Origin of the sequence: Halopenitus persicus (assembly GCF_002355635.1) — an archaeon.
In the GTDB taxonomy this organism is placed as follows: domain Archaea; phylum Halobacteriota; class Halobacteria; order Halobacteriales; family Haloferacaceae; genus Halopenitus; species Halopenitus persicus_A.
Window position 1 is genome coordinate 188,635 of record NZ_AP017558.1, and the last position, 23,709, is coordinate 212,343.

A 23,709-nucleotide genomic window follows, 5' to 3' on the forward strand; every position below is an offset into this window, starting at 1 on the left:
AGTAACGGCAGGCGGTCGGAACGCGGCGAAGCAGTCAGAAACGCGGCGAACGGATTCGCGTCCGGCGCCCGCGCGATCAGCGGTCGTCGAGGAACCGGCGCGTCCGTGCGGCGACGGCGGCGCGGAAGTCGTCCATATCGATCGATCGCGAGCCGTCGTGGAGTCGATGGTGATGCTCTCGATCGATGTCCTCGAGAACGCGGTCGTACAGCGCGTCGACGGTGACCGTCCGCTCCGCCTTCTCGAGCCGCGACGCGATGCGCTCGAGCCGCTTCCGAGTCGCGTAGCGAGCCGCCGCCGCGTCGGCATCGGGGGGAACGGACTCGGCCTCGGGTGCGGACTCGGGTGCGGACTCGGATGCGGCCGCGAACGGGGGTTCGGCATCGCCGCGGAACTCGGGATGGGGAAGGACGGCCCGCCGGCCCGCCTTGTCGCGTATCACGATCCCCGCCGCGGGGCCATCGTAGTACGCCGACTGGGGAACCGTGTAGGCGTCGGGGTCGAAATCGCGTGCCCGGACCTCCCGGTCGACGGCGTGGACGGGAGCCAGGCCGAGCGCCTCGAGAACGCGTTCGACCGCGTCCGGGGGGAGGAACTCGCCGTCTGAGCCCGACCGGACGTCGAAGCCGAGGAACGAGGGGGTCCGCTCCCAGTCGTAGTCGATCGCGTGCCGGTGGGTCGCCTCGCCGAAGACGGTCACGTCCTCGACGTTCGCGACCGCCTCCCGAAGCGCCCGTCGGTCGAGCCGCTCCCGAACGTGCCGGACGGCGTGACGGTAGGGCGCGGGGATGTGGGCCGGGTTCCGGTACACCCGGTTCCGGTCGCCGAACCGGATGGCGCCGGAGTCGCGCAGCTGAAACCGGAGCTGTGCGCCGTCGACGTGCTCGAGGAGCCAGAGGTGCCCCTCCTCGAGGAGGCCGGCGGGGGCGTTCTCGACGTGGGGAATGGACGGGTATGTGTGCATCGGGAGTGGTGAATACGTCAACTACCCCACCGACGTTCGCTTACGCTCGCGCCTGAGGACGGGGCGTGTCCGTGGATTCCCGGTCTGCCGACCCGGATGGGTCGTCGGGGGTGTAGTCCCCGTTCCCGTTCAGCGTCCCGGACTTCAGGGCGAGTTGACCGTCGCCCAACCCCGAGGCGTGGTCGTGTATCTTCGACTTGTTCAAGATGAGGTAGCCGTCGTCGTTGCGCCCGTGTTCGATCGTGTAGTTGGCGGCGTCGTTGAACTGTTCGATGGGGGTACGGAGGTCGTCGCGCCGCTCGTCGGGTACGTCGAGTTTGACGGGGACGGTACGCTTGACCTCCATCTGCGTATTCACATACGGACGGGTATCCTATATACGTTGAGAAGCCGGGCTGCCATCGTCGCGAGGTTCCGTCGCAGTTGACGGCTCCTCCCTACTCGCTTGTGTTTCCGGCGCGGACGCCGGAACCCCGGCACTCGTTTCCAAATTATAATTAACTTTCGTGTAGAAAACTGGGTATCCAGCAGATATCGAACGGACGGAGATAACTATTTGTTCCATGATGACATATGTTATCATATGAACGGGTCAAAGGAGGACCCGAGTCAGCGAAATCACGCGGCAGCGAGCGATCTCCCTCCGCGATTAGCGGAGGATCGGTTCTATTGGGCGCTCGCCTCACCCCACCGCCGACGGTTACTCCACCATTTATGTGAAAACGAGGACAGTACCGTGGACGAACTCGCATCCGTCCTGAGCGGCTGGGAGGCGACCACCACGGGAACGATGCAGACGCAAACGGACCGCTTGGAGATCCGCCTCCAATTACTGCACAATCACCTGCCGCGGCTCGCCGACTGGGGTCTGATAGACTACGACGTGGACGCGGGCACCGTCCAGCTTGGTTCGCTTCATCCACGGACCGTGGACGTCATCCAGCGGAGCATCGAGGCTGAACGGTTTGCAACCACGGAATGACGCTCACCTCCCTGATCGACGAGCTTCGGGAGCGGGACCATCACGTCACCGTCTACGGGCGGGGTGAGCGTCCCGAAATCGAGACGTGGCTTGTCACCCACGGGGTTCCCGTTGCGTCCCGAACGCTTCCCGAAGGGGGTCCGGACCCGTTCATCGAGATCAGAGCCGATGGGGAAGTCGTGGGTATCATTGGCGTCGAAGCGATCGAGGGACTGCTTGAGCCACCGATCCGCCGTCCCGGCGATCGAAACGGGGTCTCCGAGGGATACCGAGCACTCTTTGCGATCCTTGAGCGGACGGTGTTCACCGGGATGAATCGTCGCGAGCTTCTCGCAGTCAGTCGGGAGATCGAGGATCGCGCCTTTCGTGTCGGTGACGGAACCCTACACGTGAGTTTTCAGACGTTCTCGACGTTCAGATCCCAGACGGCGGTGTATCGAACGCTTGGTACGGAAACGAACCTCGACATCCATATCCACGGCGTTGAGGACTGGACTCCGCCGGCGATCCCTGGAGTCACCTACCACGCCGACGGGACCGCCCGGTTCGACCCCTACTGGGTCCTCGCGTACGACGGAGGGCCTGACGTGACACAGGCCTGCGGCTTGGTAGCTGAAGAGGACCGGGACGAATACAGCGGCTTCTGGACGAACGATGCGGCGACCGTCGCGGACATCGCAACGGCGTTCAAGCCGACTTGATTCACCGCTGCACGGCGTAGGACTCTTCGTCAACGGGGACAGTGACGCCTTCAGGCGTTGCTATGAGCTGAATGCCCTCCACCGTGAATCGGACTTCGATGTCGCTGCTCGCGGAGTTCAAGAGCTGAGCAAGCGCCTCGACATCGACGAAATCGTACAGCTGATAGTCGTTACAGTCCAGTCCATACCGCTCAAGCGTTCCGACGATCTCGACCAGGAGGTCGGACGGTTCCTCAAACCCGTTTCTCGATGAACGACCCATTTCTATAGTCAGTGTGTAGGGTGGCATTGGTTTAAAGCTACTGAGGAATATATCGGATTGGGAAGGCCCTATCGATGATTGAGGGGGTGTTTGAGACAGCGATCGAACGGCTTCGGTGACGGGTGCCTACGTTACCCACGGGGGAATCGTCCCCCTTCAGGGCGGAGAGGAAGTCAAAAGGGTCCTGAATCGGCTCACGGTGCCTTAAAAGGGCGCCTCGGAGTTCCCGGGCGAGCCGCGGCTCGGTCCCTCCTGCTGCATCGACCGTTCCATCGGGTTCGAGCCGATGTCGTCGGCGGCCTCGGGGACGACGGTCTCGTCACCCGTCTCGAGGTACCGCTCCTCCAGTTCGACCAGCTGTTCGTTGATCGCCTCGCTCTGGTGGTGCATCCGGTCGGCACGCACGCGCACGAGGTCGTACTCGTGGCGGTCGCTCAGTCCGTTCCAGGCGCGGAACGAGCCCATCGTCAGCGTGTGCGTCTGCGGGCAGAACGGGGTCGTGGGGGTGAACTCCGCGCGCAACACCTCGGGATCGTCGGCCTGTTCCGCGTAGCGGTAGCCCGCGCCCGGATGGCGGGTGTCGAGGTTCAGCCGCGCGAGGTTGTAGTTGAAGGTCATGTCGTACACCTTGCGCTCCTCGAAGCAGTCGTGGGTGATCCGATGGAACGCGACGTGGTCCTCGTCGGTCAACACGTCGTGTCCCTGGAGGAACTGCCCCGGCCTCGGGATGTGGTCGAGCACGAACGCGTCCTCGTCGTCGAAGAGATCGTCGTCGCCGCCGCCGAAGGGTGAGGGGAAGCCGGCCATACGCGTCGATCGGCGCGCGTCGGCCCTATGGCTACTCCCGGATATGTTCGTCCCGTCCACGTCCGGGCCGTGTCCACGTCCGGCCGCGAGACGTGCGGGCCGTGTCCACGTCCGGCCGGAAGACGTGCGGGCCGTGTCCACGTCCGGCCGGAAGACGTGCGGGCCGTGTCCACGTCCGGCCGCGAGACGTGCGGGCCGCGTCAGCCGTCGACACGGGAGAGCGCGATCTCCCGGGCTGTGTCGGCCTCGGTCGGCGGCTCCGCGGTCACCTCGATCGCCGCGACCCACTTGACGCTACGCCAGCAGTCCGCGTCCTCGCCGGGCGGAACCAGCCGCGCAGGGCCGCCGTGTTCGACGGGCAGGGGTTCGCCGTCGAGTTCGAGCGCGAGCACCGACTCGGACAGCCGGTCGATCGGGAACGCGCAGGCGTACTCGCCGTCCATCGCGCGGACGAGCGCGTGACTGCCCCCGTCACGCGCTCCGACGGTCGCCTCAAGGAGCCGACCGACTCGAACACCGCGCCAGGTCAGGTCGGTCGCGGTCCATCCCTCGAGACACGAGAAGTCCCCCGAGAAGGTCTCGTGGGGGAGTGCCGCCAGGTCGTCGTACGTGACGGTCACGGAGTCGCCGGCGTCATCTTCGGAATCGGTTGCTTGGTCCGGAGCGGAATCAAGGTCGACCCCCGTCGACGTCGTGATCCGGAGCGTCCACCCCGCGGCCGGATCGGCGAGCGGATCGGCAGGTGGATCGGCGGACGGATCGGCGGGCGACCGGCTCGAGCCACCGAGCGCCTCGCGGACCGCGTCCGGGACGGGGTGTGAGACGAGGTCGTCGGTCGCATCGCCGTTGGACGGGGCAACCGGGTCCGATTCGGGTGGCGTGTCAGTCATCGTGATTCGTACGACGCCATGCTACACGTACACGCGGACGACGTGGCCGCCGCAGCCGCACTGTTCGATGTACTCCCACTCGAGGTCACCGTCGTCGAAGGTCGTCTCGAGGTGGTCGAAGAGGTACTCCGAGGGGTGGCCGTGTGCGCCGTGGGTGACCAGGTTGACGTGGTTGTCGGCCGCGGTGTGTTCGATCGCGTCGATCGCCTGTTCGACGACGAGGTCCCGGGAGTCGGCGTGTTCCATCCGCTCGAGGTTGGCCGACCAGGAGTTGTGGTGGACGTGGTCAGTCACCGGCTGTGCGTCGTGGTCGTGATCGTCGTGGTCGTGATCGTGGTCGGCGTGGTCGTGATCGTCGTGGTCGTGAGTCGTGTTCGTCATTCGTCCCGAGATTGGGTCCACGCACTGAAAAACCCCGAGCCGAATACGTTCAGCCACCATCACCGGAGAGACGGCCGTGAGGTGGAATCCCGGGTCCTACGAGGTCCGCGTTTCGAGCCAGTCGAACTGCGCCTCGAGTTCACGGCGTCGCTGACGTTTGATGACCGTCGCGTCCAAAACGTCCCCGACGATCGCCACGTCGAGCGCGAACTCAGTCGTGGCGGTGACCTCGCTGCCGCCGTCAGCGGCCGTGACGGTGTAGGAGGTGGTCATCGCCTCGAAAATACCCTCCCGCTGCACGTATTCGAGGGTGAACGGCGGCTCGGCGTCCGCGAGGGAGTCGTCCCCGTCGAGGCCCTCGGTGACCTCGAGCGTCAGCTCGATCGTGGCGATCCCGACCCGGTTCGCGACCGCGATCCGGTCACCGTCGACCGTCACCTCGTCGAAGCCGGCGGCGGCCATAAACGGTTCCAGGTCGGCCATCGCGTCGGCGACGGACGTCGGGTCGGCGTCGATCCAGCGCGTGAGGGTGACGGATTGCATAGGCGGGGAGACGGGACCCTGACGGAAGGATGTGGGGGCTTGATCGGCCTCGGTTCTCGCCACGGGACCCGATGCCGACGACCGAACATTTTCGGCGCAACCGGGAGGGTCGTCGGACTCGAACGTCGAGTATGGAGGCGACAACGGCGGTTTCGGAGACGGACGCGCCGACCGACCGACCGACGGAGACGCTGGACGCCCGCGACCTCCCGCCGCCGCGACCGCTCAAGGACACGCTCGAGCGGCTTGCGGCGCTCGACGACGGAACCGTCCTGGTCCAGCTGAACGACCGTGCGCCCCAACACCTCTACCCGAAGCTCGAGGACCGGGGCTACGTCTACGAGACGGTCGAGGCGGACGACGGCGCCGTCGTGACCGCGATCTGGCGGGAGTAACGGCAGGGACGGCGGGGACGGCGGGGACGGCGGGGACGGCGGGGACGGCTCGCCAAGGGAAGCTCGAACCGGTAGCGGCGTTCGATCCGAATATGTTCGCACCCGCGCTCATTGTGGTTCGTCTTTTAGGAGTACCTAAATGGTGTCCGTATCACTCACCCTGTCGGTGCCGAAGCGCGTCTGGATCGGCGAACTGTCCCGGGAGTTCCCGGAGGCGACCTTCCGCGTTCGATCGGCGCAGTCGTGTGACGGCGTCGGCGTCGGATTCGTCGAGGTGCTCGCGAGCGACCCCGATCGGGTGCTCGACCGGATGCACGAGTACGGGGCGGTCCACGAGGTGGAGGTGTTCCAGCGCGGGACCGACCGCGCGCTCATCCAGTTCGAGACCGACGAGCCGCTGTTGTTGCGCGTCCTCGACCGGACCGGCGTGCCGGTGGAGATGCCCTTCGAGATCCGCGACGGCGAGGTCGACTGGGAGCTGACGACGACCCGGAACCGGCTCTCCTCGCTCGCCGACGAGCTGGACCAGTCGGAGGTGCGGTTCATCGTCGAGCACGTCTGGGACAGCCCCCGGTTCGACCGCGTGCTCACCGACCGCCAAAGCGAGGTCGTGGAGACCGCGATCGATCTCGGTTACTACGACTCCCCGCGGGGCTGTACCCAAGGCGAGCTCGCCGACGAGCTCGACCTCGCGAAGTCGACGTGCTGTGAGATCCTCCACCGCGCCGAGGAGCGGATCGTCAAGGAGTTCGAGGGCGGGGACCGGCCGGCGTTCACGAAGCCGGCGCCGGCTCCGTAGGGCACGCCGTCCCCCGATCACGCCGGCTCCGTAGGGCACGCCGTCCCCCGATCACGCCGTCTCCATAGGCCACGCCGTCCCAAAACGCGAATATAATTGCGTCGACATTTATAAGTCAGGAGACCGTATCCGCGGGTGATGGTTTCTACAGGAGACTCCGCACCGAGTTTCACGGCGACGATCGGCACGAGCGACCACGAATCGTTCGATATCGACGACGTCCTCGGGAACGGCCCGGTCGTGCTGGCGTTCTTCCCGGGCGCGTTCACGCCCCCGTGTACGAACGAGATGGTCGCCTTCCAGGAGCGGCTCGGCGACTTCGAGGACGCCGGCGCGACCGTGCTCGGCCTCAGCGCCGACTCGCCGTTCTCGCTCGGGGCGTTCCGCAAGGAACACGGCATCGAGTTCGACCTCGTGAGCGACACGGCCGGCGACGCGATCCGCGCGTACGACCTGGAGATCGACATCGCCGAACTGGGCCTCTATGGGATCGCGAACCGTGCCGTCTACGTCCTCGACGCGGACGGTGCGGTCGTCTACGACTGGGTGGCCGACGATCCGACGAACGAGCCCGACTACGCGGCGGTACTCGAGGCCGTGAAGTCGGCCTGATATGGGTCCGCCGCGGTGGGAGAACGAGAGCACCGCCGATCGGCGTGAAGACGACCGTTTCATTCGTCGGCGTCGGGGACGCTCGTCCGATCCGCTTGGCGGAGCACGAAGGGCCCGATCGCGAGCGTGCGCCGCGCCATCGTCGCGATCCTGAGCAGGAAGGAGACGAGCAGCAAAAACGGCGTGACGGCGATCGTCGTCGCCGCGGCAACCGCGATCACCAGGGCGTCGATGCCGAGGATCGACCCCCCGACGACCGCCGTGTCGAAAAAGAGCAACATCGATATCGTTACGATCAGGGCGGGGACGGCGGTATACAGCATCGCCCTGGAGAGCGCGATCAGCTCCCACTGAAAGTAGAGCGTTTTGAAGTGCTCGCGAGCGAGCCCGAACTGCTCGAGGGCAGCGATGAGTTCCTCGTGTGCCTCGCGAGCTGCCTCCGGGATCGCGTCCGCGTGGACGGTCCCGATTCGGCGCGCCTGGAACATCTTCCAGGAGTAGTTGAAGTCCAATGCGGCGCCGATCACGGCGTAGGTTCCGAACTGAGCACCGGAGAGGTCGTCACACACGCGGTCGGCGTGGGTGGTGAGATCCGTAACGAAGTCGTCGACGTCCTGGAAGAGGTCGTCAGCGTCGGCGTCGTTGGCGTCGTCGGCATCGGCGTCGTCGGCGGCATCGGCGGCATCGGCGTCGTCGGCGGCATCGGCGGCATCGGCGTCGTCGGCGGCATCGGCGGCATCGGCGGCATCGGCGGCGTCGTCCACGCCAGTCGTGGACTGATCGAGCGCGTCCCGAAACGCGGTCGCGCGGTCGGCACACGCGTCAACGAGCGCCGCGATGAACGATGCGGGATCCGCGGGGCTCACCGGCTCGTCGATCGTGTCCGCGACCGACTCCCGGAATTCCATCGCGCCGTCGAGGCGCTCGCGCTGGTCATCGACGGCCCCGAGTTCCTGAGAGAGCACGAGCGAGTTGATCGACACGACCAGGGTGACCCCGGTGATGAGCGCCGTCGTCAGCGCCTGAAACAGGGTGTGGATGACGTCCGTGGACCGCATCAGCGACCGAAACGGGGTCGGCGCCGCGGCGCTCGCGGCCACGATCGCGAGGAACACGGCCGCCATCAATCCCGCGGCGAGCATACGGCGGTCCGTCTCGAGCAGCACCCGTTGCTTCCAGGTCGAGCCCGTGCTCCGTTCCGCCATCGTGTCGCTCGGGGCTGCGCTCCGGGACATCGTTAGGGTCCGAAACGCGCTCCCGCCGCAAAATACCCCGGGAGCCGAGTCGTCGCCCGGAGCCCGTCGCCGGTGAGGCTCGACGGCCGATCAGGATGACCGTGTCCGCCGGCCGATCGCGATGGCTGCCGACAACAGCGCCGCGATGGCGGTTCCGATGCCGAACCCGGGAGCGGAATCGCGCGTTGTGCCCGCCGTGTCGGTTGCGCTGCCGGTCGCGTCGGATCCGTCCTCCGCAGAGAGGACCATCTCGAACCCGTCGAGAGTCGTTCCGGCGTCCCAGACGTGGGTTCCGTTTTCGACGGTGGCGGGGTCGGGACCAACTTCGGTCACCGAGTACCCGTCGGGGACCTCAACGACGAACTGCCGGTCGGGCTCGAAGCCGCTCGCGAACGGTTCGGTGAGGACGATCGATCCGTCGGTCGTCGCCGCCAGGCCGGTCCACCGGACCGACAGCTCGGCGACGCCGATGCCGTCGGAAGCAGTGAGATCGACCGAGCTGTCGTCGATCGACGTCGCGCGGTCGACGTCAGTCGTCGTCTCGTTGGCGACCGACCGCATTCGCGAGGCGAACCGGTCACGGAGGTCGGTTCGTGCGGCCGAGTCGTTTCGAAGAGCCTCGAAGGCGGCGCGTTCATCGTCGGTTTCGAGGTCGTAGGTGAGACGCAGGATCACCGTTGCGTCGCCGTCGTCCTCGAGGTCGACGACGAACGCGGACTCATCCGCGGGGTGATCGGTCGCGGCGACGGACCCGGACGCGCCCACGAACAGACTGCAGGCAACGAGGAACGCGAGTCCTCCCGCAAGAATCCGACTCCACGATCGGGAGCCGGCCGAGGCACTCATATGCAAGCCTCCCACGACTGCGCAGCCAGCGGCTCATCGGTCCACAGCTGTCGGTTCAAAACTAGTCCATCCCACAGCTGTCCATTCACCAGCAGTCCATTCCACAACTGCCCATCCAACATCGGATCAGTAACTTCGTGCGCGTGTGGCAGTGATGTCCCCATCGATGATCGGCTTCGAGTGTGTGGGTTCGTATGTCGACCATCCCACGTCATTAGTTCCCACCGGGGCCGCCCTGTGCGGAACCACCCTGGGAGGATCCGCCGGCTGAACTCCCGTCGGTGGAGCCGCTTTCCGCGGAGCCGGCGCCGGTCTCGTCATCAGCGGTGTCATCCGACCCGTCGTCGGAGACACCGTCGGATGTCGAACCGTCGTCTGTTGTCGATCCGTCGTCGGATGTCGAACCGTCGTCGGTTTCGGCCGACGTGGAGTCGGTCGTCGCGTCGTCGTCCGTTTCGTCGGTATCATCCTCGTTGGCAGTATCCGGTCGTCCCGCGTCGTCGGGCTGGCCGGCATCGTCGGGCTGGCCGGCATCGTCAGGCTGGCCGGCATCGTCGTCAGGACCGGCTTCCTCGGGAGGGCCTGCGTGTAGGGGTCGGCCGATGCCCTCGGGCGGTCCGGCGATGTCGCCGGCGATGACGGAGGCGTTTCCGCGAAGCTGGCTGGCGTTGCGCCGGAGCTCATCGATCGCGGACACGTTGATGCCGCGTTTCTCGAGAAGCCCGGGCGGGAGCTCGTTGGCAGTGTCGGCGGTCTGGTTCGAGATCCGCTCGAGCGTCCGGAGTTCGGCCGCGATCCGGGCCGTTCGTGACCGGTACTCGCCGTGGGAGATCGTGCCGTTCTCGTACTGTGCCTCGAGTTCAGCCTGTCGGTCCTCGAGCTCAGCGATCCGCTCGGAGGTGTTCTCGACTGACTCCGACACGATGTCTGCCTTCGAGCCGTTCGAGACCGCGCTGGCGATCCGAAGCCCGAACGCACGGGATTCTATCTCGCCGTCGATCTCGGCCGCCTGCACGCCCACGACGCCCGAGAGACGTTCGCCGGGGCTGACGTCGTCCGACTCGTTAGCGTCCGCGGTGTCGTTCTCGGCGTCGTCGGTTTCAGTCGTCTCTTCGTCGGTTTCAGTTTCAGTTTCGGTCGTCTCCGTTTCCGTCGTCTCCGTTTCCGTCGTCTCGTTATCGGTGGAGACCTGCGTTCGATCCCCATCGAGCGGTTCGATCGCGGTCGCGTCGGTGCTCGCGTGCCCGTCGAGACCGGCCGCGGCGGCGGGTGCAGCACCCACGACCGAGACGACGAGCGTGATCGCGATCAGCAGTGTCGCAGGTCGGTTCATTGCACTCGACGCAAGGACCGGGAAGGGTATATAAATGGACGACCGTGGAGCCGATTTTGGAACGTTTAATCCGGATTAAATCGGATTCCGTCGGGTGGTCTCGACTTTATAGCAGGACGGCGGAGCTCGGTCGGCGCGGACGTCGGTTCGGGACGATCGGAACCGAGTGACGATCCGGGCCGGGAGACGATCCGGGCCGGGAGACGATCGGGACCGAGTGACGAACCGGACCGATTCGTCGCGATCGGAACGTCCAGTCGCTACGATCGAGGGTCCCGGTCAGCAGGGGCGGGAAGAACGGCGGATCCGGGACGACGAACGTGGAGTCACGAGATTGAATCTTCATTTATATACTACGGTACGGACATGTTCGATCACCGTCGCCAATAAATTGGAATTCCATTACCTCTTGAAGTATATGATGCACATATGCTCAAATGGAGAGAGACCCAATGTCCCAATCACGCAGTATCCCACGGCGGACGTTCATGAAGGCGGCCGGTGCCGGTGCAGCGGTGTTGACCGCGGGCTGTCTCGGTGCACCCCGTGCGGATGCGGGCGCCCAGGCGCAGACGACTCCGGCGGCGAGCGGTGGCGGACTCGATCCCGCGAAGTCGGTCGACCTCGACCGGATCGCGGCGGATCCGACCGACCTTCCGGACCCGGTCGACTGGACCGAGCCGCGCCACCACGAGATCGAGCTGGAAACGACCGAACGCGTCGCCGAGATCGAGCCGGGCGTCACGTTCGATTACATGACGTTCAACGACCGCGTTCCCGGTCCGATGATCCGCGTGCGGCGCGGCGACACCGTGACGCTCCGGCTCACGAGCGACGAGGGGAACAGTCTCCCGCACAACATCGACTTCCACGCGGTCTACGGGCCGGGCGGCGGCGCCGACGACACGACGATCGCCCCCGGCGAGAGCGCCGAGATACAGTTCACGGCGACCTACCCCGGCGTGTTCATCTACCACTGTGCGGTCCCAAACATGGACCACCACATCAGCGCCGGGATGTTCGGCGCGATCCTCGTGGAGCCCGAGGACGGCCTGCCGGAGGTCGATCGCGAGCTCTACTTCGGCCAGCACGAGCTCTACACGACCGGCGAGACCGGCGAGAAGGGCCACCACGCGTTCGATATGGACGCGATGGCTGCCGAGGAGCCGACCTACGTCTGCCTCAACGGCGAGGCGTACGCCTTCACCGGCGATGGCTACGGACCGGTGACGGTCCAGAAGGGCGAGCGCGTCCGGATCTTCCACTCCGTCGGTGGGCCGAACCTGATGTGCTCCTGGCACGCGATCGGGAACGTCTGGGAGAGCCTCTACCGCGACGGCGACCTCGTCTCGGACCCCGCACGGTACGTCGAGACCACGCCGGTCGCGCCAGGGACGGTCGCGGCGGCCGAGATCGACACCCCGGTTCCCGGCCCGATCAAGCTGGTCGACCACGCGCTCTCGCGGGTCGCCCGGAAGGGAATGCTCGGCGTCATCCAGGTCGAGGGCGAGGAGGAGCCCGAGATATTCAACCCGGACCCGTAACGTCCGGTCGGGGTCTCGGCTCCGCGGCTCGGCCGGTCAGTCTTCGGGCTGACTAACCCGTCGTTGTACTGATATCTGACCGACCGTCGGATCGATAGCTAACCAGTTGCTGATCTCTTTCAATATCCGGAACGCGAGTGTAACGACGAACCTCCGTCGAGTCGCCTCAAAATTATGACACCGAATCACGTGACAGCAGGTATCGAGATGTTGAATATCGCGCCCTTTGGATCATTGTCTTCGACCCAGACCTCACCGCCATACTGGGTGATCAACGATTCGACGAGATAGAGACCAATACCCGTTCCCGGACTGTCAAGCCCTTTTTGACCCTTCCCGAAGATGGACGATTTCTGCGCATCCGGGATTCCAGGTCCGTTGTCGGCGATACGTACGAATACGTCGTCGTCACGGGCTTCGCACGAAACCGTCACGAGCGGTTCATCTTCATCGTTATGCTGGATCGCATTATTCAGAATGTTTCGGAAGACGGACCCAAGCATTTCGTTGGCTCTGACCTCACTATCGGGAATATCCGTATCAATAACGAATGTTGCCTCTGGGTGCGATTCACGCCTGATATCGATCTCGCTTTCGAGTATCGGACGCAGAGATACCGGATATACGTCGAGTTCATCCTCACTGGTGAGGGATTCAACGTAATCTCGTGCTATCTCAGTTAGTTCGACAATATGTGTCCCGCTGGTGAGAATTCGACGAAGGTAGTTCTGGCCCTCCTCGTCAACGTGGTCGTTGAGTAGTTCTGCCCACCCAAGGATGACGCTCATATCGTTCCGAATATCGTGTCGGACGACGCGATTCAACGCCTCGAGCTCCGCCGTCGTATCCTTCAATTGCTTCTCGTAATTCTTTCGTTCGGTAATATCCCGGACGGCGACGAGATCTGCGGGCTCACCTTCGAATTCGATGGGTGCGGCGCTTATTTCGGCCAGTCGAATAGTACCATCTTTGGTGATGAACTCCGATTCGTACCGTGATGGTGGATCAGATGCATCAGTATCAAGCCGCTGTTCGTACCGTTCATGGATCTGTTCCCGGTGTTCCGTGGGAGTTATCTCCAAGAATGATTTCCCAATGAGTTCGTCTTCGTCATAGCCGAGTAGTTCCTGACATCGCGGATTCGCGTAGACAAATACTCCATCCTGGTGAATCGCGATGGCATCGTGGCTTTGTTCCACGACGGTCTCGTATTTATTTCGTTCCTCGCGAAGCTCACGCTCGCGTTGGAGACGATCCGTGATATCACGGCCAATTCCGACCAACCCAGTTACATTACCGTCCACATCCGTCAGTCGAGCTCCCGTCAGCTCGTACGGGATTCGGTTGCCGCTCTTCGTGAGAATTTCCGTTTCAATAACGCTAGATCCGCTCGCGAGTGTTTCGTCGATCGCACGAGAGACGGGTAGCTGTTCAGAAGCAGGGAAGAAATCGAGTGCCTGCATATCGGCGATCTCGTCGTCAGTGTAGCCTGGCACCTCTCTCACGCGGCGGTTCCATCTCTCCAATTCTCCATCGGTGTCTACCACATAGAATACCTCTTCGAGCGCATCGAGGGCCTGATCGATAAACTCACGTTCCTCGTTGAGTTCTCGCCGAATTCGCTCCCGTTCCGTAATATCAGTGATCAATCCCTCCAATATCTCGGTACCCTCCGCGGTTGAATTGACGACTCGCCCACGCTCCCACACCCATTTGGTATTCCCACCGTCGTTGGTGATCCGGTAGGTGAGTTCATATGGGCTGTCCGCGGAAACGGCGTCTTGGATGTTGTCCCACACATCGTCTCTATCCGCTGGATGAACGATCTCCTCGCCATAGAATTTGTGCGTGGAGACTATCTTGCTCGCGGAGTACCCAGTCATTCCTTCAACATTCCCACGTACCTGTTCTATGGGCCAGCCGCGTTCGTTCTTACATCTGTAGACGATCCCGGGGATGTTGTCGATGAGTGTTTCCAACTGTTGTGTTTGCCGGCGACGTTCGGTGATGTCCTGAAATTTTGAGAAGACGGTCAACACGTCGCCGTTCTCGTCGGTAACGGCACGATTGTGCCACTCGCAAATGATTCTTTGCCCATCATTTCGAACGTTCTCATTCACACGCCGATAGCCGCCCTCGTTTTCGAGCAGGTCGGAGACGACCTCATCGACGGAGTCAATATCGGATTCCGGAACGATCCGTTCCCACGATTCCCCGACCAGTTCGTGCTCGGAGAACCCGAGGATTTCTTCGGCAGTGTCGTTTAATCGCACAAAAGTGAAGTTCTCATCCCATTCGATTGCGCCGAGTGGTGACTCCTCGAAGAATAGGTTAAGCCGCTGTTCTCTGTCAACGAGTTTCTTCTGGGCGTAGTAGTTCTCGACGGCGTTACTGATACGATTCGAGAGAACAGTATATTGACTTGTACCACCTTCTTTTTGTAGGTAGTCTGTCACACCCGCTGAGATGGCGTCGCTCGCAATCTCCTCGGAACCTTTGCCGGTATAGATGATAAATGGGAGATTTGGATGAGCCTCTCGAACGGTTTCGAGGAATTCGAGGCCATTCTGTCCGGGCATATCATAATCCGAGACGACACAATCAAAACTTCTCTCGGTGAGCTGGACAAATCCCTCGCTGGCATTGGTTGCGGTCTGGACCTCGAATTGGCTATTTTCGCGTTCGAGAAACGTCGCCGACAACTCCGCAAAGTCCTGATCGTCGTCAACGTGGAGAATCCGAACTCTGCCGGCTTTTCTACTGTCCCGCTCGTCCATACGTTCCCCTGTATACGTACGGCAGGCAAGTATGTTATGGAGTACCATTCAATTATCTCCGAAAAATCGATTCTGCAAGATTCGCGCTGTGTCTCTTAGGTGGGGTGGAATGGCACGTCCCGGATTTGGCTTCAAGGCGATTCACGAATCGGTTCCGGCGACCCCGCGAGGAGGGGTGTCGGACTAGAACGCGGCAACGTCGGAGCGGGATTCCCGGACATCCCCCGACGGGAGCTCGTCGACTCCCTCCGGGAGTGGCCCATCGTACTCCTCGGGGACGTACGGACAGAGGGGGTCGCTTGCGAGGGGATCGCCGGTCGTCGCGTACGCGCGCGATCGACTTCCCCCGCAGACGTGTCGGAACTCGCAGGCGCCGCATTTGCCGCGGTAGGCGTCCGGGTCACGGAGGTCCTCGAAGAGGTCGGCGTTCCGGTAGACGTCGACGACCGACCGGTCCCGAACGTTGCCGGCGGACTCGGGCAGGAATCCCGAGGGGTACACCTCGCCGGTGTGGCTCACGAACGCGAATCCACGGCCCGCCGTGATGCCGGCACGGCGGGGGGACGCCTCGGTGTTCGTTTCGTCGGCGTCGCCGGCCGTCCGTTGGAGTCCGACCCGCCGGTAGAAGGGCGCCTCGGTCGTCTTCACGCCAAATCGGTCCTCGTCGGCGACCGTCTGGAGCCACTCCATCACGGCCTCGGCGCGGTCCGGAGCGATCGGGTCGAGGACGCGGCCACGACCGACCGGGACGAGGAAGAAGACGCTCCAGAGGACGGCGCCGAGGTCCCGAACGCGGTCGCGGATCGCGGGCAGTTCCTCGACGGTGTCGGCGCAGACGGTCGTGTTGATCTGTAACGGGAGGCCGACGTCGGCGGCGGCCTCCGCGGCGGCGACCGTGTCCGCGAAGCTCGCCTCGCCGCGGAACGCGTCGTGGGTCTCGGCGGTGGCGCCGTCGAGGCTGAGCGCCATCCGCCGGATCCCGGCGTCGGACAGATCGGCGACGCGATCCGGGGTGAGCGAGCGCGTGCCGCTGGGCGTGATCGTCATCCGGAGGCCCAGGTCGTCCCCGTAGGCGGCGAGTTCGAGGAGGTCGGGCCGGGTGAGCGGGTCGCCGCCGGAGAGGACGACGAGCTGGTTCTCGCCGAAGTTGGCGGCGTCCTCGAGGAGGCGCTTCCCCTCCGCGGTGGTGAGCTCGTCGGGATGCCGGGCAGGCTGGGCGTCGGCCCGACAGTGCCGGCAGGCGAGTGCACACGCCTGCGTCACCTCCCAGATGAGGACGACCGGTCGTCGGTCGGTGTCGATGTGGTCGAACATCCGTTACGCGAGGTTGGGAACCGACGGACAAGGGTCCTCGACCGAACTCGTTCGGGCGACGTTACCAGCCGGTGGGAACGGCCGGACGTCGGTTTAGCGACCGTCACGAACGACCCGCTATGGCCGATGACGAGACTCCGATGGATGATGCCCCGATCGAGGATGAACGGCCCGCCTCGATCGAGACGGCGACCCGCACCGCGGAGGCCGCTCCCCGGGCGACGACCGAGCGACGCTGGGAGGTGTTCGTTCGCGAGGACGCCGATGAGCCGATGACCCACGTCGGGACGATCACGGCGCCGTCGCCGGAGGTCGCACACGAGGAGGCGAGCACGCTGTTCGCGTGGTACGCCCGGGATCTCTGGGTGTGCCCATCCGACGAGACGTATCGGTATTCGTCGGAGACCCTTGGGTCCGAGTATGAAGACCAGGAGACGTCGGACGAGGTGGCGGGTGACGCATCGGAAGGAGGATCGCGTGCCGGAACACGATCCGAACCGCGCGTGTACGAGGAGACGGAGGGAACCCCGAACGTGAGATTCGGAGGCAAAGAGAGGGGAAAGAACCTGGCTTCGCAAGCCACGAACGGGGGCGATCGCGAGTGATCTCGATCAGCAAGCTGCTGTGTGGGCTGGACGCGGAAAGCGACGGACTCCGGTACGACGCCGCGGCGGACTCGAGCGTCGAGCAGATCACCGAACGCAAGCAGCAGCGGCCGGTCGTCGTCTGGAACACGACGAAGCGGTGTAACCTCTACTGTGACCACTGTTACGCCTCCGCGGACACCGAGGGCGTGCCCGGCGAACTGTCGACGGCGGAGGGGAAGGCGCTGCTCGACCAGCTGGGCGAGTTCGGCGTGCCGGTCGTCCTGTTTTCGGGGGGCGAGCCGCTGGTGCGCGAGGACTTGCCGGAGCTGGTGGCACACGCCGTCGACGCCGGGATCCGACCGGTGCTCTCGACGAACGGCACGTTGTTGACCGAGGAGAAGGCGGCGGAACTGAAGGACGCCGGCCTGCAGTACGCCGGCGTGTCGGTCGACGGACTGCCCGAGCGGAACGACGCGTTCCGCGGCAAGGAGGGCGCCTTCGACGCCGCGATCCGGGGGATCGAGGGGTGTCTCGAGGTCGGCCTCAAGACGGGGCTTCGATACACGATCACCGACCGGAACGCCGCCGACCTCGAGGGCGTGATCGACCTGCTGACCGACGTCGGCGTCGACCGCTTCTGTTTTTACCACCTCGATTACGGCGGTCGCGGCAAGGAGATCGTGGATGCCGACCTCTCGCCGGCCGAAAAGCGGGACGCGGTCCGGCGACTGTGTGACCTCACCCGCGAGTATCACGCCGCCGGCGAGAAGATCGAGACGCTGCTCGTTGGCAACTACGCCGACGCCGGTTACCTCGTCGAATACGCCCGCCGCGAGCTCGGGCCGGAGACGGCCGACCGGATCCAGGCAGCCCTCAAGCGAAACGGCGGCGATCCCGCCGGGGAGCGGATCGCCGACGTCGATCCGGTCGGGAACGTCCACCTCACGCAGTTCTGGCAGGGGTACAGCCCGGGCAACGTCCGCGATCGGCCCTTCGGCGCGATCTGGCGCGACGCGAGCAACCCGCTGTTGAACGCGCTCCGAAACCGGGAGGACCGGCTCCGCGGACGCTGCCGCGAGTGTCGGTACCAGGACGTCTGCCGCGGAGGGTCGCGGTTGCGGGCGATGACCGTCCACGAGGACCTGTTCGCGCCGGATCCGCAGTGTTATCTCACCGACGAGGAGATCGGCGTGTCGGCGAGTCCAACGCCGGCGGACTGACCCGTGTCGGTGGCGGGGTGACGGGGAAAAGAGGGGTGACTTTTGAGTGAGAGAGTACGTTTCGTGTGCTTTCGGCGGAGAGGGTGTGGGGTGGATGGGGTGGTGGTGAGGGTGGGGAAGCGAGAACGGGGGTGGAGGGGGAGAGTGAGAGTACGTTTCGTGTGCTTTCGGCGGTAAGGGTGGGGGTGGGGGTATGGTGTGAGGGTGTGGGGTGAGAGTGTGGTGTGGGAGTGTGGGGTGAGAGTGTGGTGTGGGAGTGTGGTGTGAGGTGGGCAGAGATGAGGTGGGCAGAGAGGGGTTGCGTAGGTATGGAAGTAGAATGAAAAATGGGACAAGTATACCGTTCGAAAGTATTATTAGTATTTATATTAATGGAATTTATATAAATTATAACACATCATATGACGGAAAGGGCCTCCTATGTGGCATTACTTTCCTCAAGAGTAAGATATATAATTGACGTCAGGGAGAGTGTATCAGCTCTCTCCAACGGTCGTTTCAGCCTCAATCCGCCGCTGCGAGGATCTCCTCGCGCGTCTCGAGAACGATGTCGGGATCGAGGTCGAGCTCGTACTCGTAGTACTGTCCCCCTTTTAAGCCATAGTTACGCTCGTGCCGAAGGAGGAACCCGAGCATATGGAGATCCGAGAGGTGATCCTGTATGCTTTTCAGCGTCGTGAGCGGGGAGACGCCATACGCCTCGGCGACCTGCTCGTAGCCGTCCTGGATCGTCTTCGAACGCGCCGGAACGTCGCCGCGCTTATCGAGCTTCGCGATCGTCTCGAGGATGTACTGGGCGTGTTCAGTCTGATCCCGGATCTTGTTCCGGAGCCGTCCACGCTGGACGAGCGTCCGCGCATCCTCGATGTGATCGTCGGAAACGATCTCGTTACCCTGTCGCTCGGCGACCTCGGCGCCGACGCGAAGCAGGTCGATCGCCTGTCGAGCGTTACCCATGTCCTGTGCCGAGAGGGCGGCCGCCTTCGCGATCGCGGAGTCGTCACATGCCCCGTCGATGAAGGCGCGATCCGCACGGTCACGAAGGATCCGTCGTAACTCCCCGGCATCGTACGGGCTGAAGGAGATCTCCGTCTCCATCAGCGTGTCCTTGACCTTCGATGACAACGACTGACGGAAGGTGTAGTTGTTGCTGATCCCGATGATCCCGACCAGCGACTCGGTGAGGTGTCCGTTCGACCGGGCTCGCGGCAGCTCGTATAAGAGAGTGTTCACGTCATCCAAATGGTCGATCTCGTCGAAGACGATGAGGTGGGTCCCGCCGAGCCGATCCAGCTGTGCGTAGAGTTCGTCGAAGGCATCGCCGGTCCCGAGCCCACGCTTCGGAAACTCGCTTGCGTCCTCCGGGAGCAGATCGTTGACCAATCGTCGGACGACCATAAACAGCGTCTTGCCGTTGCAGTTGACCTGGTGAACGTGGAGGTCGTTCGCCTCCTCACGGACCGCGACCTCCGACTGCAGCTCGTCCATCATATACTTCGTCACGGCCGTCTTCCCGAGGCCGGCCTTCCCGTATAAAAAGAGGTTCTCGGGCTCGCGACCGAACAACACGTCCTGCAGCGCGTGACTGAACGCCTCGATCTCCTCGTCGCGTTCGAGGATCTCCTCCGGCTGATAGCTCTCGTTGAGCACGGACTTGTCCGCGAAGATGGTCTCCGTGAGATCGCTGAACGGTCCACCCATCTATATCCGCAGTCCTCCCATACCTGTACCGGCGTTCCGTCCACTAATACTTAAAACCTACTTTCGTTTGTTTCGTTTGCTTTGAACCCTCGGCCATCAAGTCACGAAAGCTGCGATGAGATCGAGTGTGACATCGTGACATCCCCCGATTCCGGCATCGAATGGGTCGGTCATCTCTCGAAAAAGCACACGAAACGTACTCTCTCACTCCGATAGAACCATGAATCCAACGATATACACGCCACGATCGCTTCTCGGTTCCGAGGCCGTCTCCTGTCTGTTCCATTTCCTCCCCCGCTCCATCCCTTCCAACCATTTCCTTCTCATCCTATCTCATTCCATCCTATCCCAACCCTTCCAACCATTTCCTTCTCATCCCATCTCATTCCACCCTATCCCATCCTCCACACCCCCACCCCCACCCCCACCCTCACCGCCGAAAGCACACGAAACGTACTCTCACTCTCCCCCACTCACACCGTCCACCGTTGTCTGACTCGGGTCACGAAGTCTCGTGGACTCCGAAAGCGAATCCATAGGCTCCGTCAGTGAGGGTGATCCGTGGACCTTCATACCTGCCCGCCAAACGGGTGCACGTATGGTGCTGCGTACGCGACGGACGGCGTTCTACCTGGCGCTGGTGGTGGCCACGACCGTCCTGTTCACCCTCCTGTACAATACCGGGATGGCGGTTTGGGAGGGTCGTCCCCAACCCCTCTATCGATCGCTCGAGGTAGTGATACAAAGCTTCACGACCACCGGGTACGGGGAGGACTCGCCGTGGCAGTCGCTGCAGATGAACGTGCTCGTGATCACGATGCAGCTCGCCGGAATCGGACTGATACTCACGGGCGTGGACGTCTTCGCGGTGCCGTGGTTGCGGGGGGCTCTCACCCCGACACCTCCGGAATCGATCGATGTCGGCCCCGGACACGTCGTGATCTGTGCATACACCGCGCGGACGGAAGCGTTCATCACCGAGTTGAAGGCTCGTGGACGCGCGTACGCGCTCGTTGAGCCCGATGCGGAAACGGCACGCGAACTACACGACGAGGGATACCGGGTGATCCACGGCGATCCGGAATCGACGGCCGCGCTCGAGAACGCCGGGATCGGGACCGCACGAACGGTGGTCGCGGATTCAACCGACGACGCGAACGCCAGCATCGTGTTGGCGGCTCGCGACGCGAACCCGGACGTCCGGGCGATCACGCTCGTGACGGATATTGACCTGGCCCGCTATCACCGCGCCGCGGGCGCGGACGAGGTGCTCTCGCCGCGACAGCTTCTGGGACGGAGCCTCATCGACGAGATACCGACCGCTGTCGCGACCGACGTCGCCGACGGCGTGACGCTGGGCGAGGACTTCGAACTCATCGAGGTAACCGTTGCCGCGGAGAGTCACGTCTGTGGCCGTCAGTTCAAGGAGATACGCGTCCGCGAGCGGTTCGGCGTGAACGTGATCGGCGCGTGGATCGGGACCGACTTCGAGACGCCGATCGACCCGGAGATGCGACTCGACGCCGGAACGCAACTGCTCGTCGTCGGCGCACCGGACCGGATCGAGACGTTTCGAGAGGCGACTGCAGCCGCGGTTCGAACCTTCCCATCCCAGCGCATCCTCCTCGTCGGGTACGGCGATTCAGGACGGGCAGCGTACGAGGCGCTCGCCCGTACGAGATCGCGTGTGACCGTTCTTGACGCCGAGGCATCGGGATCGCGTGGATCGGCAATCGGAGCGGACCGATCGAGTACGGAAGCGGACCGATCGAGTACGGAAGCGGACGAAACGGAAGCGGACGAAACGGAAGCGGACGAAACGGAAGCAGGTGGATCGGCTCGTCGTGCGGACGAGACATCGTCGGTTTCAACCACGACGAGTGGTGCCGTGGAGACGACTGATGCGGTGGACCTCGAGGATGACGTGGTGGACGTCGTCGGTGATGCCCGGGACCCGACGGTCCTCGAGGCAGCCGGGATCACCGAGGCGTCGGTGTTGGTCCTCACGATCGGCGACGATACGACTGCGATCTTTACGACGCTGATCGCGCGGGAGCTGAATCCCGACCTCGACATCGTCGTTCGAGCCAACGACGACGCGAACGTCGAGAAACTGTATCGAGCCGGTGCCGATTACGTGCAGTCGTTGGCGACCGTCAGCGGTCGGATGTTAGCCTCAACCGTGTTCGAGGACGAAGAAGTCCTCACCTACGACAAGCGCATCAACGTGGTACGGCTGCCGGCCAGTTCGCTCGGCGGATCGACGATCGCGGGCGCGAACGTCCGGGGACGAACCGGCTGTACGATCGTCGCCGTCGTACGCGGCGGAGCGACGATACATGGGTTCGATCCCCACACGTTTGAGATCCAGTCGAATGACGAGTTGATACTCGTCGGGACCGACGACGACGTGATACGGTTCGAGCGGGAGTTCGACGAGTCGCCGCCACCATCGTGAACCGAGTCGCCGCCACCATCGTGAACCGAGTCGCCGCCACCATCGTGAACCGAGTCGCCGCCACCTGCAGGAATCCTTTTACTGACTAGCATCGAAACACGGTCGATGACTGACACGCGAACTGCGTCGCCATCATCAGTCGGGAGCCGGCAGTGAGCGGCGTCGTCTTCTGGCTGCTGATCGTGGTGGCGACGGTGGTGAGTCTCGGGACGGCGTGGACGCTCGGCGCCAACAGCAACTCGCCGCCGTTTGCCCCGGCCATCGGGGCCAACGCCATCTCGACGATGAAGGCGGCCTTCGCCATCGGCATCCTCGCCGCACTCGGTGCGCTCACGCAGGGCGGGAGCATCTCCGAAACGGTCGGCTCCGGCCTCATCAACGGCGTTGCCATCACGTCCCTTGCGGCGACGGTCGGACTCTTAACCGCGACCGGATTTATGGCGTTCGGCATCTACAGCGGCTATCCGGTTCCCGCGGCGTTCGCAACCACCGGCGCGATGATCGGCGTCGGGCTGTCCCTGGGTGGGACGCCGGCGGTCGCCACCTACACGCAGATCGCCACCTTCTGGGTGCTCGTGCCGCCCGTGTCCGGCAGCTTGGCCTACGCCACGGCCACGTTGTTGCGCCACGATGACGTCCCGGAGACGCTAAGCATCCCGCTGCTAGCCGCGCTGGTGGGAGCCATCGTCGCGAACATCCGGCTGAGTATCCTCCCCTCGCCGACGGGAGCGGCACAGGGCTCGCTCGCCGGTCTCGTCTCGGGCGTGGTCCCGACACCCGCCGTGGCTGGCGTGGACGTGGCGACGATCCTCGCGACCCTCGTCGTCGCGGCGGCGAGCTTCCATCTCATCCGCCGCAGGACGGCCGCCTCGGTCGATCGCGGCATCAAGACCTTCCTCATCGTGCTGGGGAGCATCGTCGCCTTCTCCAGCGGCGGCAGCCAGGTCGGCCTCGCCACCGGGCCCTTGGAGAACCTCTACGGGGTCGAACTCGGCCTGCCGAGCATCGTCCTGCTGGCGCTGGGGGCCGTGGGCATCCTCGGCGGGGCTTGGATGGGCTCGCCTCGGTTGCTGCAGGCCACCTCCCGGGAGTACGCCCAGCTCGGCGTCCGCCGCTCCATCGCGGCGCTGGTTCCCGGATTCGTCATCGCGCAGGCGGCCATCCTGCTCGGCATCCCCATCTCCTTCAACAACATCATCCTCTCGGGCATCATCGGCGGCGGCCTCGCGGGTGGCTCCGCGGGGGTCTCTCGAAGGAAGATCGTCACGACGGTGGTCTTCTGGGTGCTGACGCTTGCCGGCTCGGTCGCCATCGGCTACGGACTCTACCAGGTTGCCGCACCGGTCCTGGCCCAGTAG

The 23,709-nt window shown here is 63.9% G+C and carries 23 protein-coding genes; 10 read left to right on the forward strand and 13 right to left on the reverse strand.

Annotated elements, in window-relative coordinates:
• Positions 1–76 precede the first annotated feature (76 nt).
• Together CPZ00_RS00885 and CPZ00_RS15690 are read right to left on the reverse strand one after the other, a co-directional pair.
• On the reverse strand, positions 77–964 hold the full coding sequence (locus tag CPZ00_RS00885) for an RNA ligase family protein (protein WP_096388943.1): 888 nt from the start codon (positions 962–964) through the stop codon (positions 77–79).
• A gap of 40 nt (positions 965–1,004) precedes the next feature.
• Positions 1,005–1,310, reverse strand: coding sequence for a hypothetical protein (locus CPZ00_RS15690; RefSeq protein WP_199243371.1), 306 nt, complete (start codon positions 1,308–1,310; stop codon positions 1,005–1,007).
• A 237-nt stretch (positions 1,311–1,547) separates the two neighbouring features.
• On the opposite strand from CPZ00_RS15690, the gene CPZ00_RS16210 reads away from it, so the two are divergent.
• The gene (locus CPZ00_RS16210; RefSeq protein ID WP_096388944.1) at positions 1,548–1,946 is read left to right on the forward strand and encodes a DUF7344 domain-containing protein; all 399 of its coding nucleotides are present in this window, start codon (positions 1,548–1,550) and stop codon (positions 1,944–1,946) included.
• Positions 1,943–2,647 (forward strand): DICT sensory domain-containing protein, encoded by a 705-nt coding sequence (locus tag CPZ00_RS00905; protein WP_096388945.1) that lies wholly within the window; start codon positions 1,943–1,945, stop codon positions 2,645–2,647. Before CPZ00_RS16210 ends, CPZ00_RS00905 begins: the two co-directional genes overlap by 4 nt.
• A 1-nt stretch (position 2,648) precedes the next feature.
• On the opposite strand, the gene CPZ00_RS00910 is transcribed toward CPZ00_RS00905, so the two are convergent.
• The 5 genes from CPZ00_RS00910 to CPZ00_RS00930 form a co-directional block, all read right to left on the reverse strand.
• Positions 2,649–2,936 (reverse strand): HalOD1 output domain-containing protein, encoded by a 288-nt coding sequence (locus CPZ00_RS00910; protein ID WP_233255113.1) that lies wholly within the window; start codon positions 2,934–2,936, stop codon positions 2,649–2,651.
• 177 nt (positions 2,937–3,113) lie between these two features.
• Positions 3,114–3,716 (reverse strand): hypothetical protein, encoded by a 603-nt coding sequence (locus CPZ00_RS00915; protein ID WP_096388946.1) that lies wholly within the window; start codon positions 3,714–3,716, stop codon positions 3,114–3,116.
• A gap of 200 nt (positions 3,717–3,916) precedes the next feature.
• Complete coding sequence (locus CPZ00_RS00920) at positions 3,917–4,606, reverse strand: molybdopterin-dependent oxidoreductase (protein WP_096388947.1); 690 nt, start codon at positions 4,604–4,606, stop codon at positions 3,917–3,919.
• A gap of 21 nt (positions 4,607–4,627) precedes the next feature.
• Positions 4,628–4,987, reverse strand: coding sequence for a CGCGG family putative rSAM-modified RiPP protein (locus CPZ00_RS00925; RefSeq protein ID WP_096388948.1), 360 nt, complete (start codon positions 4,985–4,987; stop codon positions 4,628–4,630).
• 96 nt (positions 4,988–5,083) lie between these two features.
• Positions 5,084–5,530 (reverse strand): SRPBCC family protein, encoded by a 447-nt coding sequence (locus CPZ00_RS00930; RefSeq protein WP_096388949.1) that lies wholly within the window; start codon positions 5,528–5,530, stop codon positions 5,084–5,086.
• A gap of 131 nt (positions 5,531–5,661) precedes the next feature.
• Between CPZ00_RS00930 and CPZ00_RS00935 the strand changes: the two genes are divergently transcribed.
• From CPZ00_RS00935 to CPZ00_RS00945, 3 genes are all read left to right on the forward strand, one after another.
• On the forward strand, positions 5,662–5,925 hold the full coding sequence (locus CPZ00_RS00935; RefSeq protein ID WP_096388950.1) for a DUF2249 domain-containing protein: 264 nt from the start codon (positions 5,662–5,664) through the stop codon (positions 5,923–5,925).
• A 139-nt stretch (positions 5,926–6,064) separates the two neighbouring features.
• The gene (locus CPZ00_RS00940; RefSeq protein WP_096388951.1) at positions 6,065–6,724 is read left to right on the forward strand and encodes a helix-turn-helix domain-containing protein; all 660 of its coding nucleotides are present in this window, start codon (positions 6,065–6,067) and stop codon (positions 6,722–6,724) included.
• A gap of 138 nt (positions 6,725–6,862) precedes the next feature.
• Positions 6,863–7,336 (forward strand): redoxin domain-containing protein, encoded by a 474-nt coding sequence (locus CPZ00_RS00945; protein ID WP_096388952.1) that lies wholly within the window; start codon positions 6,863–6,865, stop codon positions 7,334–7,336.
• 59 nt (positions 7,337–7,395) lie between these two features.
• Here the strand turns inward: CPZ00_RS00945 and CPZ00_RS15195 are convergent, their stop codons facing one another.
• The 3 genes from CPZ00_RS15195 to CPZ00_RS00960 form a co-directional block, all read right to left on the reverse strand.
• Positions 7,396–8,541, reverse strand: coding sequence for a hypothetical protein (locus tag CPZ00_RS15195; RefSeq protein WP_157744144.1), 1,146 nt, complete (start codon positions 8,539–8,541; stop codon positions 7,396–7,398).
• Between the two features lie 120 nt (positions 8,542–8,661).
• Positions 8,662–9,417, reverse strand: coding sequence for a DUF7345 domain-containing protein (locus CPZ00_RS00955; RefSeq protein ID WP_096388953.1), 756 nt, complete (start codon positions 9,415–9,417; stop codon positions 8,662–8,664).
• Positions 9,418–9,631: 214 nt separating this feature from the next.
• The gene (locus CPZ00_RS00960; RefSeq protein ID WP_096388954.1) at positions 9,632–10,750 is read right to left on the reverse strand and encodes a DUF7096 domain-containing protein; all 1,119 of its coding nucleotides are present in this window, start codon (positions 10,748–10,750) and stop codon (positions 9,632–9,634) included.
• Positions 10,751–11,202: 452 nt separating this feature from the next.
• Here CPZ00_RS00960 and nirK point away from each other — a divergent pair, with 452 nt between their 5' ends.
• Positions 11,203–12,294: a copper-containing nitrite reductase gene (gene nirK / locus CPZ00_RS00970; protein ID WP_096388956.1), complete on the forward strand. Its 1,092-nt coding sequence runs from the start codon at positions 11,203–11,205 to the stop codon at positions 12,292–12,294.
• Between the two features lie 185 nt (positions 12,295–12,479).
• On the opposite strand, the gene CPZ00_RS00975 is transcribed toward nirK, so the two are convergent.
• Both CPZ00_RS00975 and CPZ00_RS00980 read right to left on the reverse strand, forming a co-directional pair.
• Complete coding sequence (locus tag CPZ00_RS00975) at positions 12,480–15,071, reverse strand: PAS domain S-box protein (protein WP_157744145.1); 2,592 nt, start codon at positions 15,069–15,071, stop codon at positions 12,480–12,482.
• 183 nt (positions 15,072–15,254) lie between these two features.
• Complete coding sequence (locus tag CPZ00_RS00980; protein WP_096388958.1) at positions 15,255–16,385, reverse strand: TIGR04053 family radical SAM/SPASM domain-containing protein; 1,131 nt, start codon at positions 16,383–16,385, stop codon at positions 15,255–15,257.
• 119 nt (positions 16,386–16,504) lie between these two features.
• Between CPZ00_RS00980 and CPZ00_RS00985 the strand changes: the two genes are divergently transcribed.
• Together CPZ00_RS00985 and CPZ00_RS00990 are read left to right on the forward strand one after the other, a co-directional pair.
• Positions 16,505–16,990, forward strand: coding sequence for an Htur_1727 family rSAM-partnered candidate RiPP (locus CPZ00_RS00985; RefSeq protein WP_233255114.1), 486 nt, complete (start codon positions 16,505–16,507; stop codon positions 16,988–16,990).
• Positions 16,987–18,192 (forward strand): TIGR04347 family pseudo-SAM/SPASM protein, encoded by a 1,206-nt coding sequence (locus CPZ00_RS00990; RefSeq protein ID WP_096388959.1) that lies wholly within the window; start codon positions 16,987–16,989, stop codon positions 18,190–18,192. Before CPZ00_RS00985 ends, CPZ00_RS00990 begins: the two co-directional genes overlap by 4 nt.
• 504 nt (positions 18,193–18,696) lie before the next feature.
• Here the strand turns inward: CPZ00_RS00990 and CPZ00_RS00995 are convergent.
• On the reverse strand, positions 18,697–19,893 hold the full coding sequence (locus CPZ00_RS00995) for an orc1/cdc6 family replication initiation protein (protein ID WP_096388960.1): 1,197 nt from the start codon (positions 19,891–19,893) through the stop codon (positions 18,697–18,699).
• A 598-nt stretch (positions 19,894–20,491) separates the two neighbouring features.
• On the opposite strand from CPZ00_RS00995, the gene CPZ00_RS15695 reads away from it, so the two are divergent.
• Together CPZ00_RS15695 and CPZ00_RS01005 are read left to right on the forward strand one after the other, a co-directional pair.
• Positions 20,492–22,351, forward strand: a complete 1,860-nt coding sequence (locus tag CPZ00_RS15695; protein ID WP_199243373.1) for a potassium channel family protein — start codon at positions 20,492–20,494, stop codon at positions 22,349–22,351.
• Positions 22,352–22,503: 152 nt separating this feature from the next.
• On the forward strand, positions 22,504–23,709 hold the full coding sequence (locus CPZ00_RS01005; RefSeq protein WP_096388961.1) for an inorganic phosphate transporter: 1,206 nt from the start codon (positions 22,504–22,506) through the stop codon (positions 23,707–23,709).